The 14,787-nt window shown below is 61.3% G+C and carries 12 protein-coding genes and 2 pseudogenes; 6 read left to right on the top strand and 8 right to left on the bottom strand.

All coding sequences use genetic code 11. The features are described 5' to 3' along the window. The first annotated feature begins 66 nt into the window (after nt 1-66). The gene (locus tag J1N02_RS30060; protein ID WP_098479531.1) at nt 67-969 is read left to right on the top strand and encodes a DMT family transporter; all 903 of its coding nucleotides are present in this window, start codon (nt 67-69) and stop codon (nt 967-969) included. On the opposite strand, the gene J1N02_RS30055 is transcribed toward J1N02_RS30060, so the two are convergent. The 3 genes from J1N02_RS30055 to fabF form a co-directional block, all read right to left on the bottom strand. Beyond that, nucleotides 947-2,926, bottom strand: a complete 1,980-nt coding sequence (locus J1N02_RS30055; protein WP_368960273.1) for a peptidase U32 family protein — start codon at nt 2,924-2,926, stop codon at nt 947-949. The genes J1N02_RS30060 and J1N02_RS30055 overlap by 23 nt on opposite strands. A gap of 70 nt (nt 2,927-2,996) precedes the next feature. Then, the gene (locus J1N02_RS30050) at nt 2,997-3,377 is read right to left on the bottom strand and encodes a RidA family protein (RefSeq protein WP_368960271.1); all 381 of its coding nucleotides are present in this window, start codon (nt 3,375-3,377) and stop codon (nt 2,997-2,999) included. Nucleotides 3,378-3,449: 72 nt separating this feature from the next. After that, nucleotides 3,450-4,718, bottom strand: coding sequence for a beta-ketoacyl-ACP synthase II (fabF, locus tag J1N02_RS30045; RefSeq protein ID WP_098479529.1), 1,269 nt, complete (start codon nt 4,716-4,718; stop codon nt 3,450-3,452). A 107-nt stretch (nt 4,719-4,825) separates the two neighbouring features. Between fabF and J1N02_RS30040 the strand changes: the two genes are divergently transcribed. From J1N02_RS30040 to J1N02_RS30030, 3 genes and pseudogenes are all read left to right on the top strand, one after another. Further along, the gene (locus J1N02_RS30040; protein WP_141157735.1) at nt 4,826-5,314 is read left to right on the top strand and encodes a winged helix-turn-helix transcriptional regulator; all 489 of its coding nucleotides are present in this window, start codon (nt 4,826-4,828) and stop codon (nt 5,312-5,314) included. A gap of 124 nt (nt 5,315-5,438) precedes the next feature. Next, nucleotides 5,439-6,206: pseudogene (locus tag J1N02_RS30035) on the top strand (PAS domain-containing protein); the annotation flags it as partial. 3 nt (nt 6,207-6,209) lie between these two features. Next, nucleotides 6,210-6,794: a methyl-accepting chemotaxis protein gene (locus J1N02_RS30030; RefSeq protein WP_223841639.1), complete on the top strand. Its 585-nt coding sequence runs from the start codon at nt 6,210-6,212 to the stop codon at nt 6,792-6,794. A 53-nt stretch (nt 6,795-6,847) separates the two neighbouring features. On the opposite strand, the gene J1N02_RS30025 is transcribed toward J1N02_RS30030, so the two are convergent. Further along, nucleotides 6,848-7,717 carry an isocitrate lyase/PEP mutase family protein gene (locus J1N02_RS30025; protein WP_169898060.1) on the bottom strand — a complete coding sequence of 290 codons (870 nt, stop codon included), beginning with the start codon at nt 7,715-7,717 and terminating at the stop codon, nt 6,848-6,850. Nucleotides 7,718-8,018: 301 nt separating this feature from the next. On the opposite strand from J1N02_RS30025, the gene J1N02_RS30020 reads away from it, so the two are divergent. Together J1N02_RS30020 and J1N02_RS30015 are read left to right on the top strand one after the other, a co-directional pair. After that, nucleotides 8,019-8,975: an ABC transporter substrate-binding protein gene (locus J1N02_RS30020; RefSeq protein WP_098479526.1), complete on the top strand. Its 957-nt coding sequence runs from the start codon at nt 8,019-8,021 to the stop codon at nt 8,973-8,975. Between the two features lie 23 nt (nt 8,976-8,998). Further along, entirely contained in the window at nt 8,999-10,369 is a 1,371-nt protein-coding gene (locus J1N02_RS30015; RefSeq protein ID WP_421148184.1) for an LLM class flavin-dependent oxidoreductase, read from the top strand. Here the strand turns inward: J1N02_RS30015 and J1N02_RS30010 are convergent. The 4 genes and pseudogenes from J1N02_RS30010 to J1N02_RS29995 form a co-directional block, all read right to left on the bottom strand. Continuing rightward, a complete protein-coding gene (locus tag J1N02_RS30010) occupies nt 10,359-11,114 on the bottom strand; it encodes a methyl-accepting chemotaxis protein (RefSeq protein WP_371914529.1) in 756 nt (251 codons plus the stop codon). The two genes, J1N02_RS30015 and J1N02_RS30010, sit on opposite strands and share 11 nt — an antisense overlap. Before the next feature lie 102 nt (nt 11,115-11,216). Continuing rightward, nucleotides 11,217-12,005: pseudogene (locus J1N02_RS30005) on the bottom strand (cache domain-containing protein); the annotation flags it as partial. Nucleotides 12,006-12,088: 83 nt separating this feature from the next. Next, nucleotides 12,089-13,333, bottom strand: coding sequence for an OprD family porin (locus J1N02_RS30000; protein ID WP_371856031.1), 1,245 nt, complete (start codon nt 13,331-13,333; stop codon nt 12,089-12,091). A 100-nt stretch (nt 13,334-13,433) separates the two neighbouring features. Further along, nucleotides 13,434-14,738, bottom strand: coding sequence for a CitMHS family transporter (locus J1N02_RS29995; RefSeq protein ID WP_027605832.1), 1,305 nt, complete (start codon nt 14,736-14,738; stop codon nt 13,434-13,436). Nucleotides 14,739-14,787 lie beyond the last annotated feature (49 nt).

Below are 14,787 nucleotides of genomic sequence, written 5' to 3'. Positions count from 1 at the left end.
TTTTACCCACTGGAGCCGCTCACCAGCAGATTGCCATAATTGAGCCTCACTTGAGGAGCATCAATCATGGATTCATCCATCCGTCTCGGTTCGTGGGAAATGATCGCCGCCATGCTGATCTCGGGCACCATCGGCTGGTTTGTGCTGGTGTCCGGCGTGTCGGTGATCGAAGTGGTGTTCTGGCGCTGCGTGATCGGCGGCCTGACCCTGTTGCTGGTGTGCGCGCTGCTCGGCTACCTGCGCCTGGACCTGCTCAGTTGGGCCACGTTCGGCCTGGCGATGCTCAGTGGCGTGGCGATTGTCGGCAACTGGTTGCTGCTGTTCGAATCCTATTCCCGCGCCTCGATCGCCATCAGCACGGCGGTGTACAACGTGCAGCCGTTCATGTTGGTGATGCTGGCGGCGCTGTTCCTCGGGGAAAAGATCACCGTGCAGAAACTGGCGTGGCTGAGCCTGGCGTTCCTGGGAATGCTGGCGATTGTCACGGCCCATGGCGATCAGCCAACCGGCGACGATTACCTTGCAGGCATCGCCCTGGCGCTGGGCGCGGCATTGCTGTACGCGATTGCCGCACTGATCATCAAGCGTTTGAAGGACGTACCGCCGCATTTGATGGCGTTGATCCAAGTGACGACGGGCGCACTGCTATTGGCGCCGCTGGTACCTTGGCATAGCTTGCCGGTCACCACCAACGCCTGGGCGGCATTGGTCACGCTCGGCGTGGTGCACACCGGCGTGATGTATGTGTTGCTCTATGGCGCGATCCAGAAACTGCCCACCGCCATCACCGGCGCTCTGTCGTTTATCTACCCGACTGCGGCGATCTTCGTCGATTGGATTGCCTTCGGGCATCGCCTGGGCTGGCTGCAATGGCTGGGGGTGGCGGCGATCCTGCTGGCGGCGGCGGGGTTGCAGCGGGGCTGGTGGTGGCCCCGCTCCCATAGGGTCAGTGCGTGCCCTGAAAGATGATATTTTCCGGGTTGAAATGCTCCACCACACTGCCCGGCTGTGGCAAGCCAAGGATATGCCCCTTGATCTTGCCCACCACGTGCATTTCGCAGGGTTTGCAGTCGAACTTCAGGGTCAGCACTTCGTCGCCATGAATCAACTGCATCGGCGCGACCTTGGTCTTCACGCCCGTGACACCCTTGGCCTGTTTAGGGCAGAGGTTGAAGGAGAAACGCAGGCAGTGCTTGGTGATCATCACCGGCACTTCGCCTTTCTCTTCATGGGCTTCAAAGGCTGCGTCGATCAGCTTCACCCCGTGACGGTGGTAGAAGTCGCGGGCTTTCTGGTTGTAGACGTTGGCCAGGAACGACAGGTGCGCTTCCGGATACACCGGCGGCGGCGTGGTCTCGGCCTTGCGCCCGCCACGGGGGTGGGCGGCAACACGGGCGGCGGTCAGGGCTTCGATCACTTCGCGGCGCAATGCCTTGAGCTGCGAGTTGGGGATGAAGAATGCCTGCGGTGCATCCAGTTCGATGCGGGTGGCGTGATACTCGGTGGTACCGAGTTGGCCAAGCAGGTCGCGCAGGGTGTCCAGCGCCTGCTCCGGCTTGTTGGCCGTGCCAAACGGGCCGGGCAGGGTGACACTGGCGTGGATGCCTTCTTCACTGGTGGCGGTGACGTCCAACTGCTCTTCACGCAAACGCGCGACCCATGACAGGCCGATACGGCGTTCGGCCGAAGTCTTGAGCAACGCCTGCTGCCAGTTGTGGTCGAGGTTGCGGTTCAGCGGGTGGTTCGGGCGCAACTGACGCAGGCCGGCCGGCATTTCATTCGGCTCGACGCGATAGCGGTAGCGCTTCTCACCGTCTTCCTCGAACTCGCCCTTGGGCTCGGCGATGTTGGCGCGGAACCCCACCACTTCGCGCTTGACCAGCACATTGAGGCCGTCGCCGTTGGACAGCGGCTCATGGGTGATCACTTGCAGGTCACGCTTGCCGGCTTTTTCCACCACACCCACCGGCAAACCGGTGAAGGTCGGGGTGTCGAAGGCGCCGATGTCGATCTTGCGGTCGCTGACAAAGTAGTCGGTGCTGCCACGGTGGAAGGTTTTTTCCGGGTCGGGCAGGAAGAAGTGCGCGGTACGGCCGCTGGACGCGCGGGCCAGGTCCGGACGGTCTTCGAGGATTTCGTCGAGGCGCTGGCGGTAATAGGCGGTGATGTTCTTCACATAGCCCATGTCCTTGTAGCGGCCTTCGATCTTGAACGAACGCACGCCGGCTTCCACCAGCGCGCGCAGGTTGGCGCTCTGGTTGTTGTCTTTCATCGACAACAGGTGCTTTTCAAAGGCCACGACGCGGCCCTGGTCGTCTTTCAAGGTGTACGGCAGGCGGCACGCCTGGGAGCAGTCCCCACGGTTGGCGCTGCGGCCATTTTGCGCGTGGGAGATATTGCACTGCCCGGAGAAGGCCACGCACAGGGCGCCGTGGATAAAGAACTCGATGGCGGCATCGGTCTCGTCGGCGATGGCGCGGATTTCCTGCAGGTTCAGCTCGCGGGCCAACACCAACTGCGAGAACCCGGCCTGGTCGAGGAACTTGGCGCGGCCCAGGGTGCGGATGTCGGTCTGGGTGCTGGCGTGCAGCTCGATGGGCGGAATATCCAGCTCCATCACGCCCAGGTCTTGCACGATCAACGCATCGACACCGGCGTCGTAGAGCTGATGGATCAGCTTGCGCGCGGCTTCGAGTTCGTTGTCATGCAAGATGGTGTTGATAGTCGTGAACACGCGGGCGTGGTAACGACGGGCGAATTCCACCAGTTGAGCGATATCGCTCACTTCGTTGCACGCGTTATGGCGCGCGCCGAAGCTCGGGCCGCCGATGTAGATGGCGTCGGCGCCATGCAGGATGGCCTCGCGCGCGATGGCGACATCGCGGGCAGGGCTGAGCAATTCCAGGTGATGCTTGGGCAAGGACATAGTTTTTTTAGTCAGGCTTGTCACGGTTGAGGCGCGCATTGTAGCTGTGAAATGCCTGACCGGCATTACTTCAGGCTTGAGCGGCCATCGCGGTGACTTCCACACGCATGCCGTCTACCGCCAGCGCAGCCACGCCAACCGCCGCACGCACGGGCCAGGGCTTGGCAAAGAAGCGCTTGTAGACCTCATTGAAGGCGGCGCGGTCGGCCATATCGGTCAGATAAATGGTCAGGTGCATGACCCGGTCTATGGAGCTGCCGGCTTTTTCCAGCGCGACTTTCAGCGCTTGCAGGGTGCATTCGCTTTGCAGGGTGATATCGCCCAGTTCCAGGCTGCCGTCGGCGCGGGTCGGGATCTGGGTGGAGACCAGGATGCCGTTGAAACCGACAACGTCGGAGGAAATCGAGTCGGCATCCGGATCGGGGGTGTAGGACAGGTCGTGGTTGGCCATGGGCGCCTCTTGTTGGCAGTAACGGAAAGGCGCCATGGTCCCCGAAAACAATCCCAGGGGCAAACCGCTGGCTTATACCCAGCGGCGGAACAACACGCTGGCATTTACGCCACCAAACCCGAAGCCGTTGGACAGCGCGTATTCAATCGCCATCGGCCGCGCATCACCGCGCACCATGTCCAGGCCCTCGGCCAGGTCATCCGGGTGTTCCAGGTTGAGGGTCACCGGCGCGACCTGATCGCGCAGGGCAAGTACGGTGAAGACCGCCTCGATCCCGCCTGCTGCCCCGAGCAAGTGGCCGGTGGCGGACTTGGTCGAGCTGATCGCCAGGGGGCCACCGGCACCGAATACGGTCCTGATGGCTGCCAGTTCGCCTTTGTCGCCCACCGGGGTCGAGGTGGCGTGGGCATTCAGGTACTGCACCGCAGACGCCTCGATCCCCGCCTGACGCAACGCCTGCGTCATCGCCCGGCGCGCACCGTCGCCGTCTTCCGGGCCGGCGGTCATATGGTAGGCATCGGCACTGGTGCCATAGCCCACCAATTCGGCAATAGGCCGGGCACCGCGTGCCAGGGCGTGTTCCAGCTCCTCGATGACCAGGATGCCGGCGCCTTCGCCCATCACAAAGCCGTCACGCGCTTGATCGAACGGGCGCGAGGCGCGCTCGGGGGCGTCGTTGAAGGCGCTGGACAAGGCCCGTGCAGCGGCGAAGCCGCCCAGGCTGACCCGGTGGATCGCCGCTTCGGCGCCCCCGCACACTGCCACATCCACTTCGCCCGCACGGATCATCCGCGCGGCGTCGCCAATGGCCTGCACCCCCGCCGCGCAGGCCGTGACCGGCGCTCCCAGCGGGCCTTTCAAGCCATAGTTGATCGACACATGCCCGGCGGCCATGTTGCTCAGGAACGATGGGATGGTGAACGGCGACAAACGTCGCGGCCCCTTGCTGTCGGTGGTACGTACCGCCTCGGCGATGGCCGGAAAACCGCCGACGCCCGAGGCAATAATGGTGGCGGTGCGTTCCTGCTGCTGCGCGGTGTTCGGTGCCCAGCCGGCCTGCTTCAGGGCTTCGTCGGCCGCCGCCAGGGCGAACAGGATAAAACGGTCCATCTTGCGCTGCTCTTTTGCCGCCAGCAGGCGATCAGGATCGAACCCGGCTTCAGGGTCCTGCAGCACGCTCTGCACTTGGCCGCCGATGCTGATGGCCAGGTCGCCGATCAGTTCTTCAGGCAGGCGACGAATGCCCGACTGCCCGTTCAACAGGCGTTTCCAGGTTGACTCCACGTCAGCGCCCAACGGTGTCAGCGCACCCATGCCTGTCACAACGATACGTTTACTCATGATCAATCGACTCCGGTTACGTTGAGGGTCCAGACCTTATGGACGTCACTATCATGATGAAAGTAACATGGCGTCACACAACTGTGCACCGGCCCCTAGGAACCTTTATGCAACGCAAGTCCCTGACCCGCGACGAATGTCCCATCGCCCGCAGCCTCGACCGGGTAGGGGAGTGGTGGAGCATCCTGATCATGCGCGACGCGTTGCAGGGGCTGCGCCGCTTCGATGAGTTCTCGCGCAGCCTGGGCATTGCGCCAAACATGCTCACGCGCCGCCTGACAGCGTTGGTGGAGGCGGGGATGCTGGAGCGCAGGGCCTACAGTGAGCGGCCGCCGCGCTATGAATATGTGCCGACCGCCAAGGGCGAGGATTTCCGCATGGTGCTGATGTCGCTGGTGGCGTGGGGTAACCGGCATTACGCCGAAGAAGGCACCAGTGTCGAGTTGGTCGAGCGGGACACGGGGCGGCCGGTGCAGCCGATGTTGGCGAGTGCAGAGGGACACATCGTAGCGTTGGAGGACTGTGTGTTGCAGGCCGGCCCGGCGGCCAGTACCGGTATGCGGGAGCGCTTGGCTTCGCTTGCCGCAAAGCCTTGAATCCTGCGGGCTCAAGCAATAATTTGACGCCAGAAAATAATCCTGCTGCGCCCCTTAAAGTCGCGTATTTCCCAGCCGATAGCGAGTCAAGACACAGGTTTTTCCGCACGGCTGAGGGCTCGTCATGTTCAATACAACACTCAAAACCGAACTGGCGGCCAGGACGGCCGAAGTCACCGAGTACAAAGGACTGATCAGCGCCCTGGAACGCTCCATGGCGGTCGTCGAATTCGACCTCAACGGCAAGGTCCTGCGTGCCAACGATAACTTCCTGAAAACCCTGGGCTACAGTCGCGACCAATTGGCGAGCAAATCCCACCGGGACTTTTGCTTGCCGGCGCTGACCAACAGCCCCGCCTACAGCCAGTTCTGGGGTGAGCTCAAGGCCGGTAAGTTCGTATCGGGCACCTTCAAGCGCGTGGATGCCCACGGCAAGACGGTCTGGTTGGAAGCCAGCTACAACCCGGTACTGGATGAGCGTGGCCAAGTGCTGAAAGTGGTCAAGTACGCCCTGGATGTCACCGCCAAAGTCGAACAGGAGGCGGCGACCCGCAGCAAACTGGCCGCAGTGGATCGGGCCATGGCAGTGATCGAGTTCGACTTGAACGGTCAGGTGCTGGACGCCAACGAGAACTTTCTGCACGTCATGGGCTATACGCTGGCCGAAATCAAAGGCAAGCACCACCGCCTGTTTTGCGAACCCAGCCTGATCAACAGCAGCGAGTACACCGACTTCTGGCGACGCTTGAACAACGGTGAATTTTTCACCGGGCAATTCAAACGTCTCGGCAAGCATGGCCGTGTCGCGTGGCTGGAGGCCAGTTACAACCCGGTCTACGACGGCGACGGCACGCTGATCAAGATCGTCAAGTTTGCCAGTGACATCACTGAACGCGTGGAAAAGTTCGAGGAAGACTCACGCGGCGCCTCCCGGGCCTACCATATTTCCTCCGAGACCGAGCGGTTTGCCGAACATGGCACCCAGGTAATCCATGAAACCGCCGCTGAAATGCGCCGGATCGCGGAGAACATCGGCGCGTCGGCGCGTCTGGTCGGGCAATTGGGCGAGCGCTCCGAGCAAATTACCGCCATCGTCAATACCATTCGAGGCATCGCCGACCAAACCAACCTGTTGGCCCTCAACGCGGCCATCGAGGCTGCCCGTGCGGGCGACCAAGGGCGTGGTTTTGCCGTGGTGGCCGATGAGGTCAGGCAGTTGGCGGGGCGTACCAGCCGCTCGACTGCGGAAATCGCCGAAATGATCGGCATGATCCTGTCGGAAACCCGCGACGCGGTGGCCAGCATGAGCTCCACCCAAGAGGGCGCGCAACGCGGCGTGAACCTGGCCGACCAGGCGGGTTCGGTGATTTTGCAGATCCGCACCAGCACCAGTGATGCGGTGCAGGCCGTGAGTATGTTTGCGTCGAAACTGGATGAGTCGGAGGTTATTCCGAAGACGGCTGTCGGCTGGGTGGGCTGATCGCGTTTAAGTGGTGGAGAGGGAGCAACGCCCTCTCCAACACGGCTTCCTTATTACTCTTCCACGTCCATGAATTCCTTGGCCCACGCCACGTAACTCTCAGGCAGCGTGTAGGTATGGGTCAGTTCCGTCGCGCTGAGGTTCGAGGTGCTGTGGGTCAGCTGGCGCTGGGCGCGGAGGCTGTCGTAAGTAGCCTTGATCGCCGCAAAGTACGCGCCATGGCCGGCAACCACCACGCGCACGCCCAAATCCGCCAAACGCTGGGCGTCGTTGAGCTTGGGGTTGCCGTAGGTCACCAGCATCAGCGGCACGGTGAGGTTTTCCGCGATCTTCTCCAGGTGCCCGAAGTCGCTGACACCCACCATGCAGATGCCGTCGGCACCGGCTTTCTGATAAGCCCGGGTGCGTTCGATCACCGCTTCGGTGGACAACACGCCGGCGTTGGTCCGGGCGATGATCGACAGTTCAGGATCGACACGGGCTTCCAGGGCGGCGCGGACCTTGCCGATGCCTTCCTGGATGGAAATCAGGTCGGTGGATTTACGCCCGAATTGTGCAGGCAGCAGCGTGTCTTCAATCGTCAATGCCGCAACGCCGGCGCGCTCAAGCTCTTCGACGGTGCGCATCACGTTGAGTGCATTGCCGTAACCGTGGTCGGCATCGGCAATAAAAGGCAACTGGGCGACGCGGCCGATACGGGTAGCCTGCTCGACGAACTCACTCAGCGTGATCAAGGCAAAGTCGGGTGCTGCCAGTACCTGCAACGACGCAACTGACCCTCCCAGGATACCCACCTCAAACCCCAGGTCTGCCGCGATACGGGCGGACATGGGGTCGAATACGGAAGCGGTTTCAACGCAGCTCGGCTTGGCCAGCAGTTCGCGGAAGTTGCGGCGCAGCGTCGAGTGAGATTTTTTGGGCATGTTCTTTCCTGGCTCTGGTCATCGTCATGTGACGATCTATGTCTATTCGTGGTCGCGCGAGATTACCATGCAGGCGGGGCGGGGATTATGACGTTTGAGCATGGGGTATGCTGGAAACAGATGGTGCACGCCGGCCTTAAAATGCGACAAGTGCATTATTATAGAATTACGTTATGCATTATAAGAAGTTTACAGCGGCCGATCCGGTCCTTATGGTGTGGGCAGATTATTCCTGTGAACACACCCGAGACCGTACGCGCGGATCGACTTGAACGGCCTGGCAAGGCATCTGGAGACGAACGTGCGTTACCTGACGAGACTGGCGGCCGGGTTGGCGGCCGTATTGCTGTGCCTGACCGCGAATGCGCAAACGCTGGTGGTGGGCGACCAAAGCTACAACGCCCAGGCCGCGATGGAAGCGGCGGGGGTGCTTGAAGACCTGCCCTATACCCTTGAATGGAAGCAGTTCACCGCCGGGTCGCCGGTTGCCGAAGCACTCAACGTCGGCAGCCTGGACATTGGCTTGCTGGGTGATGCGCCCGTGCTGTTCCTGGGCGCATTAGGCGCGCCCATCAAGGTGATTGCGGTCAGTCGGCAAAATCTCGACGGCGTGGCCATTCTGGTGAAAAACGATTCACCCATCAGGACTCTTGCGGACCTTGCAGGCAAACGTGCGGCGATCTGGAAAGGCTCCTGGAGCCAGCAACTGCTGTTGACTGCGCTGGATAAAGCCGGCGTGCCATCGGATTCACTGGAGTTGCGCTACCTCAGTGCGCTGGACGCCTCCCATGCCTTGGAAGGCGGTTCGGTGGACGTTATCGCCACCTGGGAACCTTACGTTACGCAGCAGGAACGCCAAGGCGCGCGGGTGCTCGCGACGGCTGACGGGTTGATCCCGGCCCAGAGCTTCATTGCAGCCAACGCCCGTGCCGTCGAAGCCAAGCGTGTGCAGATCAGCGATTTTCTCCAGCGCCTGAAAAAGGCGCGTGACTGGGCTCGCCAAACCCCGGCCAACACCGACGCCTATGCCGATGCGTGGGCCAGGCGTACACGTGCGGACGCCGGTATCGCGCGGGCCTGGTTTGCCCGTGCGCGCACGACCGTCGAGCCCGTGACGGCGCAGTCGCCAGTAGAGGCGCAAAAGACCGTGGACTTTTTTGCCGGCCAAGGGTTGGTCAAGTCGTACCCGGCAGCCAATCTGTTCGATCAGTCATTCGCGGCGTCCCTGCAGCCGGCCGTCGCTGAGAACCAGCCGTGAAGGCGCCAAGGAAGACTCTGAACATGACCAACAGACAGCTCAAACTGGGTGCCTTAACGATGGGCAGTGGCGGGCCGGGTCGCCATAACCTGTGGCTCGATCCTCAATTACCGGCCGACGCCAGCGTCAACGTCGATTGGTACATCGATATTGCGCGTCAGGCCGAGGCGGCGTTGTTCGACTTGATGTTTATCGTCGACAGCCAGTTCATCACACCGGGGTCGCCCTCCCATTACCTGAATCGGCTGGAACCGCTGACTCTGCTCTCGGCGCTGGCCGTGAGCACACACCATATAGGCTTGGTCGGTACGCTGACCACCTCTTACAACTCGCCCTACAACGTTGCGCGGCGCCTGGCCTCACTGGACCTGATCAGCAAAGGTCGTGCGGGATGGAACGTGGTGACCAGCGGCGATGCCGGTACCGCCGGCAATTACAGCCGGGACGAACACTACGATTACGACACGCGCTACGGCCGAGCGGCTGAACACGTCCAGGTTGTGCAGGGCTTGTGGAACTCCTACGAGGAAGATGCCTTCGTGCGCGACCGGGCGACCGGGCAGTTTCTTGACCCGAGCAAACTGCATCGCCTGAATCACCAGGGCGAGCATTTTTCGGTGGTCGGCCCGCTGAATATCCAACGCTCACCCCAAGGCCAGCCGGTGATATTCCAGGCCGGTGATTCGCCCCAGGGGCGCGAACTGGGTGCCGCCACGGCCGATGTGATCTTTACCCATGCCGCCAGTATCGAACAGGGCCAGGCGTTCTATCGGGATGTAAAGGGCAGGGCAGCACAACGGGGGCGCGACCCGGAGCAGATACTGGTCATGCCTGGCGCTGAAATTTACGTCGGCGACACGGATGAGCACGCCCGTGAAATCGAGCAGCACTACCATCAGGTCGACCACAGCTTTGAACTTGCGCTGAAGGAATTCGGACGTAACTTTGGCTGGCATGATTTCAGCCAGTACGACCTCGATGCGCCGTTTCCCCAGGAAAGCCTCGAGTCTGCGCGCAGCAGCTTTTTTACTGCGGCCAAGCGGATTGCCGATCAGGCCCGCGAGAAAGGTTTCACGCTGCGCCAGGCCGTAGAGTTTGGTCGACAACTGCGTCCCGGCGCATTCGTCGGCACAGCTGACACGGTCGCGCAGAAAATGGCCGACTGGTTCGAGGCCCGCGCCGTGGATGGCTTTAACATCTACATCGGCCACCCCGAGCAATTCAAGCGTTTCACCCAAGACGTCATACCGCTATTACAGGCCCGTGGCGTGTATCGCAAAGCGTATGAAGGGACGACCCTGCGCGAAAGCCTGGGGTTGCCGATTCCGCGGTTTGAGCACCGCGGACAATGCCTCAACGCACTGGGCACCGAAAACACACCGGTTAAATCTTGAATTGCCTCAACAGGCCTTCCAGGCGATGACCGATGGCGTACAGCTCATCGACCGTATGTACGCCGCTTTGGGTCTGGTCTGCGACGTTTTCAATCGCGCGGGCTATCTGGTGGACGCTGCGATTGATGGCTTCGGCAACCGACGTCTGCTCTTGCGCGGCGCTGGCGATGTGCGCGTTCATGGTGTTGATGGTAACGATCAACTCGACCGCCTTGCCCAGCGATTGCCCGGCTTGTTCCGCGTGCAGGCTGGCGCCATGGCCTGCTGCGCCGGAGTGACTCATTGCAGTGACGACCTTGGTGGTGGCCTGGTCAAGGCGCTCGATCATCGCTTGAATTTCCTGGGTGCTGAGTTGCGTCCGGCTTGCCAGCGCGCGTACTTCGTCGGCAACCACGGCAAATCCACGACCTGCATCCCCGGCCCGGGCGGCTTCGATCGCGGCATTGAGTGCGAGAAGGTTGGTTTGCTCGGCGATCGAGCGGATCACATCCAGCACCGTGACAATGCCTGCTACATCGCCTTGCAGGCTTTTCAGCGAGGCGCCTCCCGCGGACAGGTCCTCGGTCAGGCTGCCCAACCGGGTGATGCTTTCATTGACGACCTGCCTGGCGTGCTGGGCCTGCACATCGGTTTCGCCTGCTGCCTCTGAAGCGCTCTGGGCACTGTTGGCGACCTCTTGCGCCGCAGATGACATCTGATTGATTGCTGCAGCGACTTGATCGGTTTCCTGGCGTTGCCGTTCCATGACCTGATCGATGCATTTGCTCTGTTCGGCCACCTGGGTCACGGATATATTCAGTTCTCTGGCCATGCCGACGATCTGGCCGACCAGCCCATGAATCTTATCGGCGAAGGCATTGAACGACACGGCCACCTGGCCGAACTCGTCGCGGCTGATGGGTAAGCGCCGCGTCAGATCGCCTTCGCCCGCGGCGATTTCATCGAGGTGCTCGCGAATCCGCGACAGGGGACGCAGGCTGCTTTTAACCATTAACACTGCGAGCACGCCGGTGATCCCGAGCGCAATCAAGGCAATGACGGTTATCCCGTAGACCAGGCTGCGCACACGCTGATGGATTTCCCCTCGTACTTGGGCAACCTGGCTTTCGATTCGGTCGAGATTGATCGCGGTGACCACGACCATGTCCCAGGCCGGCAGGTAAAAGCTGTAAGCCAGCTTGGGAACGACTTTATCCGTATTGATCAGGGCCCCCGAATAGTTGACGAAGTGGGTGTCGTTCTTCGCGGCGGCAACCATTTCCCGGTTCAGGTAAAGCCCGTTCCTGTCTTTGCGCTCACTCATGTTGGTGCCGACGCCTTCGCTGCTGTCACCACGAAACAGGCGCACGACCTGACTGTCGTAGCCGATAAAATAGCCGTCGTCCCCATACTTCATCCGGGACAGCCGCGCGATCGCCAGCGCACGCGTTGCGGTGTCCCCCGTCTCGGCCTGCGCATACAGCTCCGCTACCGAGGTTCGGGCAAGGTTGGCGTAGTCTTTCAAGCGTTCCCGGCTTTCATCCAGCAGGCGTTCCCGGGTCGCCGTGACTTCCTGCTCGGCGCTCGACAGCAAGGTGGTGCTCGTTGTCAGCGCCAGCACCGTGGACAACAGCACCACCGGGGCCAGCACCAGCATCAGTACTTTGTTTTTAAACAGCATGCGTGGGGTTCCTCACCTGAATCTGCAGGAAAGCGGCCGCAAGGGCCGCGATCGTCGACTTACCAAAGGGCAATGTCATAGGTGAGGTAGAGGCGATTACTGTCACGGCCGCGGGAGAACTCAGAACGGTAGACATAGTTGCGCATGCGCACGCCCAGCCCCTTGAACGTGCCGGCTTGCACAACGTAAGCCAGCTCGGTATCACGCTCCCATTCCTTGACCGTGGTGGCGGACTTGCCGTCATTGCCGCTCAGGTAGCGCGTTGAGAAGGTCAAGCCGGGCACGCCGACGGCGGCGAAGTTGTAGCCATAGTTGAGCATCCAGGTCTTCTCGTCCTCCTCAATGAATTTGCCGATGCCGGCATTACTGAACGAGTAGACGGTCGCGCCGCTGATGTAGGGTAATCCGGCATCACCGCGAAGGGCCTGGTAGCCGCCACCGAGGGTATGGCCTGCAATCACGTAGGACAACTGGCCGCTGAACATGTCATTGTCGATTTTGCCTGCATAGGCCGAGCCGCTATCAACGCTGTTGAAGTAGCGCAGGTCGCTGGTCAGCACGCCACCGGCCAGCGGCAGGTCGTGCTGGATACCGGCGAAGTTCTGTCGGTAGAAGTGCTCGAGTTCCCCGTAGAAATAACTCAAGCGCAGGTTTTTGCCCCATTTGTACTCAGCCCCGGCGTAGTTGAAATCTCCGGACTTTTCCCCGCTGTAGCCATCAGGCACGATCGGCACGCTGTTGGTGGAGTCGCGCAGTTTGAAACGGTCCAGATGCCCGCCGGTCACGGTCAGGTTCTCGATGTCGCTGCTGCTGACCTGGGTGCCCTGGTAGGTCTGGGGCAACAAGCGCGCATCGTTGTAAATCAGCACCGGCGTCTTGGGCAGCAAGGTGCCGTACTTGACCGTGGTTTTGGCGAACCTGGCTTTTGCCGTAGCGCCGGCGCTGGCAAACTCGCCGGCCGCCCGCCCGTCATCATGCACCGGCATGAGCCCGGTGCCGCTGCGCCCGCGCCCTGAATCGAGCTTTACCCCATAGAGCCCCAAGGCGTCCACGCCGAAGCCGAGGGTGCCCGCGGTAAATCCGGACTGATAGTCCAGCAGAAATCCCTGGGCCCACTCGGTGCGTTCGCTCTTTGCCGTTCTGGCGGCCCGCGCACTCAAGCCGTGCTCGTCGCGAAAGTTCTCGTTGAAATACACATTGCGCAGTTGCAGCTTGAGCTTGCTGTCATCAATAAAACCTTCGGCGTTGGCCGCCGCGACGGGTACCAGGCCTAACGCGCAAAACAAAGCTCGACGGGTATACATAGGGTTCATGGCAAATGACTCGTTGTTGTTATTTGGGGTACAGGTCGGCACGCGCCTCATGAGTGAGGCGCGCTGGAAGGCAGCAGGGGTTATGGGTGGATCAGGTGAACAGGCTGATGGCCCCGGTCAACAAGGCCAGGGCGGTGACGACCAGGGATGTCAGCACGGCCCATTTGACGGTGGCCTTCTGGAAGTCGCCGATATCGCGATCGACCATGCCCACCAGCAGCAGGGTCGAGGCCACCAGCGGACTCATGAGATGAACGGGCTGGCCCAGGATCGAGGCGCGGGCGATTTCAACCGGATCGATGCCATAAGCGGCGGCGGCATTGGCCAGGATCGGCACCACGCCAAAATAGTAGGCGTCATTGGACAGTACAAAGGTCAGCGGCATGCTGGTGATCGCAACCACCAATGGAAACAGGTGGCCCCAGGATGGCGGGATCCAGTCGACAAGGGTCTGTGCCAGGGCATCCACCATCTTTGTACCGGAAAAGATCCCGGCAAAGATCCCGGCGGCAAATACCAGCAACACCACGGTCATGGCATTGCCCGAGTGCGCCAGGATGCGTTCTTTCTGAATGTCCAATTGCGGGTAGTTGATCATCAGCGCGAGCACGAAGCCGATCAGGAACAGGATCGCGGAATGCATCAGCCCCATCACCAGCGCCGCCATCACCGCGATCACCAGCACCAGATTGACATAGGCCAGCTTCGGACGTTTGTGGGGCGTGTCCTCGAGAATCGCGTCGATGTAGCAATCGCCGCCGCCGCTTTGCAGCTGCACGTTGCCGATACGCTTGCGCTCTGCGCGACCCAGTATAAAGGCCGTGAAGATCACCCACAGGGCACCGCCGATCATGGTCGGCAGCAACGGCACGAAGTACTCGCCGGCATCCAGGCCCAACGCGGCAATAGCCCGTGTCGCAGGGCCGCCCCAGGGCGTCATGCCACTCATGATGCTCAGCGACAGCATGGAGATGGTTGCCAGGATCATCGGGTTCATGCCGATGCGTTTATACAGCGGCAGCATTGCGGCGCAGGTGATCATGTAAGTCGTTGTGCCGTCGCCGTCGAGCGCTACCAGCAACGACAGCAGGGCCGTGCCTACGGCGATCTTCATCGGGTCGCCATTGACCCTCTTCAGGATTTTGCGGATCAGCGGGTCGAACAGGCCTGCGTCGATCATCAGGCCGAAGAACAGGATCGCAAACAGCAGCAACGCGGCAGACGGGGCGACCATTTTCAGGCCGTCGAGCATCATCTTGCCAGTGGTGCCGCCAAAGCCGCCGATCACCGCGAAGACGATGGGAACCACGGTGAGCGCGACGATGGGCGACAAGCGCTTCGTCATGATGAGATAGGTGAATACGACCACCATGGCCAAGCCAAGGAAAGCGAGCATAGGACGATTCTCTTGTTGTTATCGTAAAAATGGCTGACGCCGAGGCGCA

The organism is Pseudomonas sp. NFX5 (assembly GCF_049132125.1).
Lineage (GTDB): Bacteria > Pseudomonadota > Gammaproteobacteria > Pseudomonadales > Pseudomonadaceae > Aquipseudomonas > Aquipseudomonas marginalis.
Note: the sequence above shows the minus strand (reverse complement) of the source record. Positions and strands in the feature narration are given on the sequence as shown.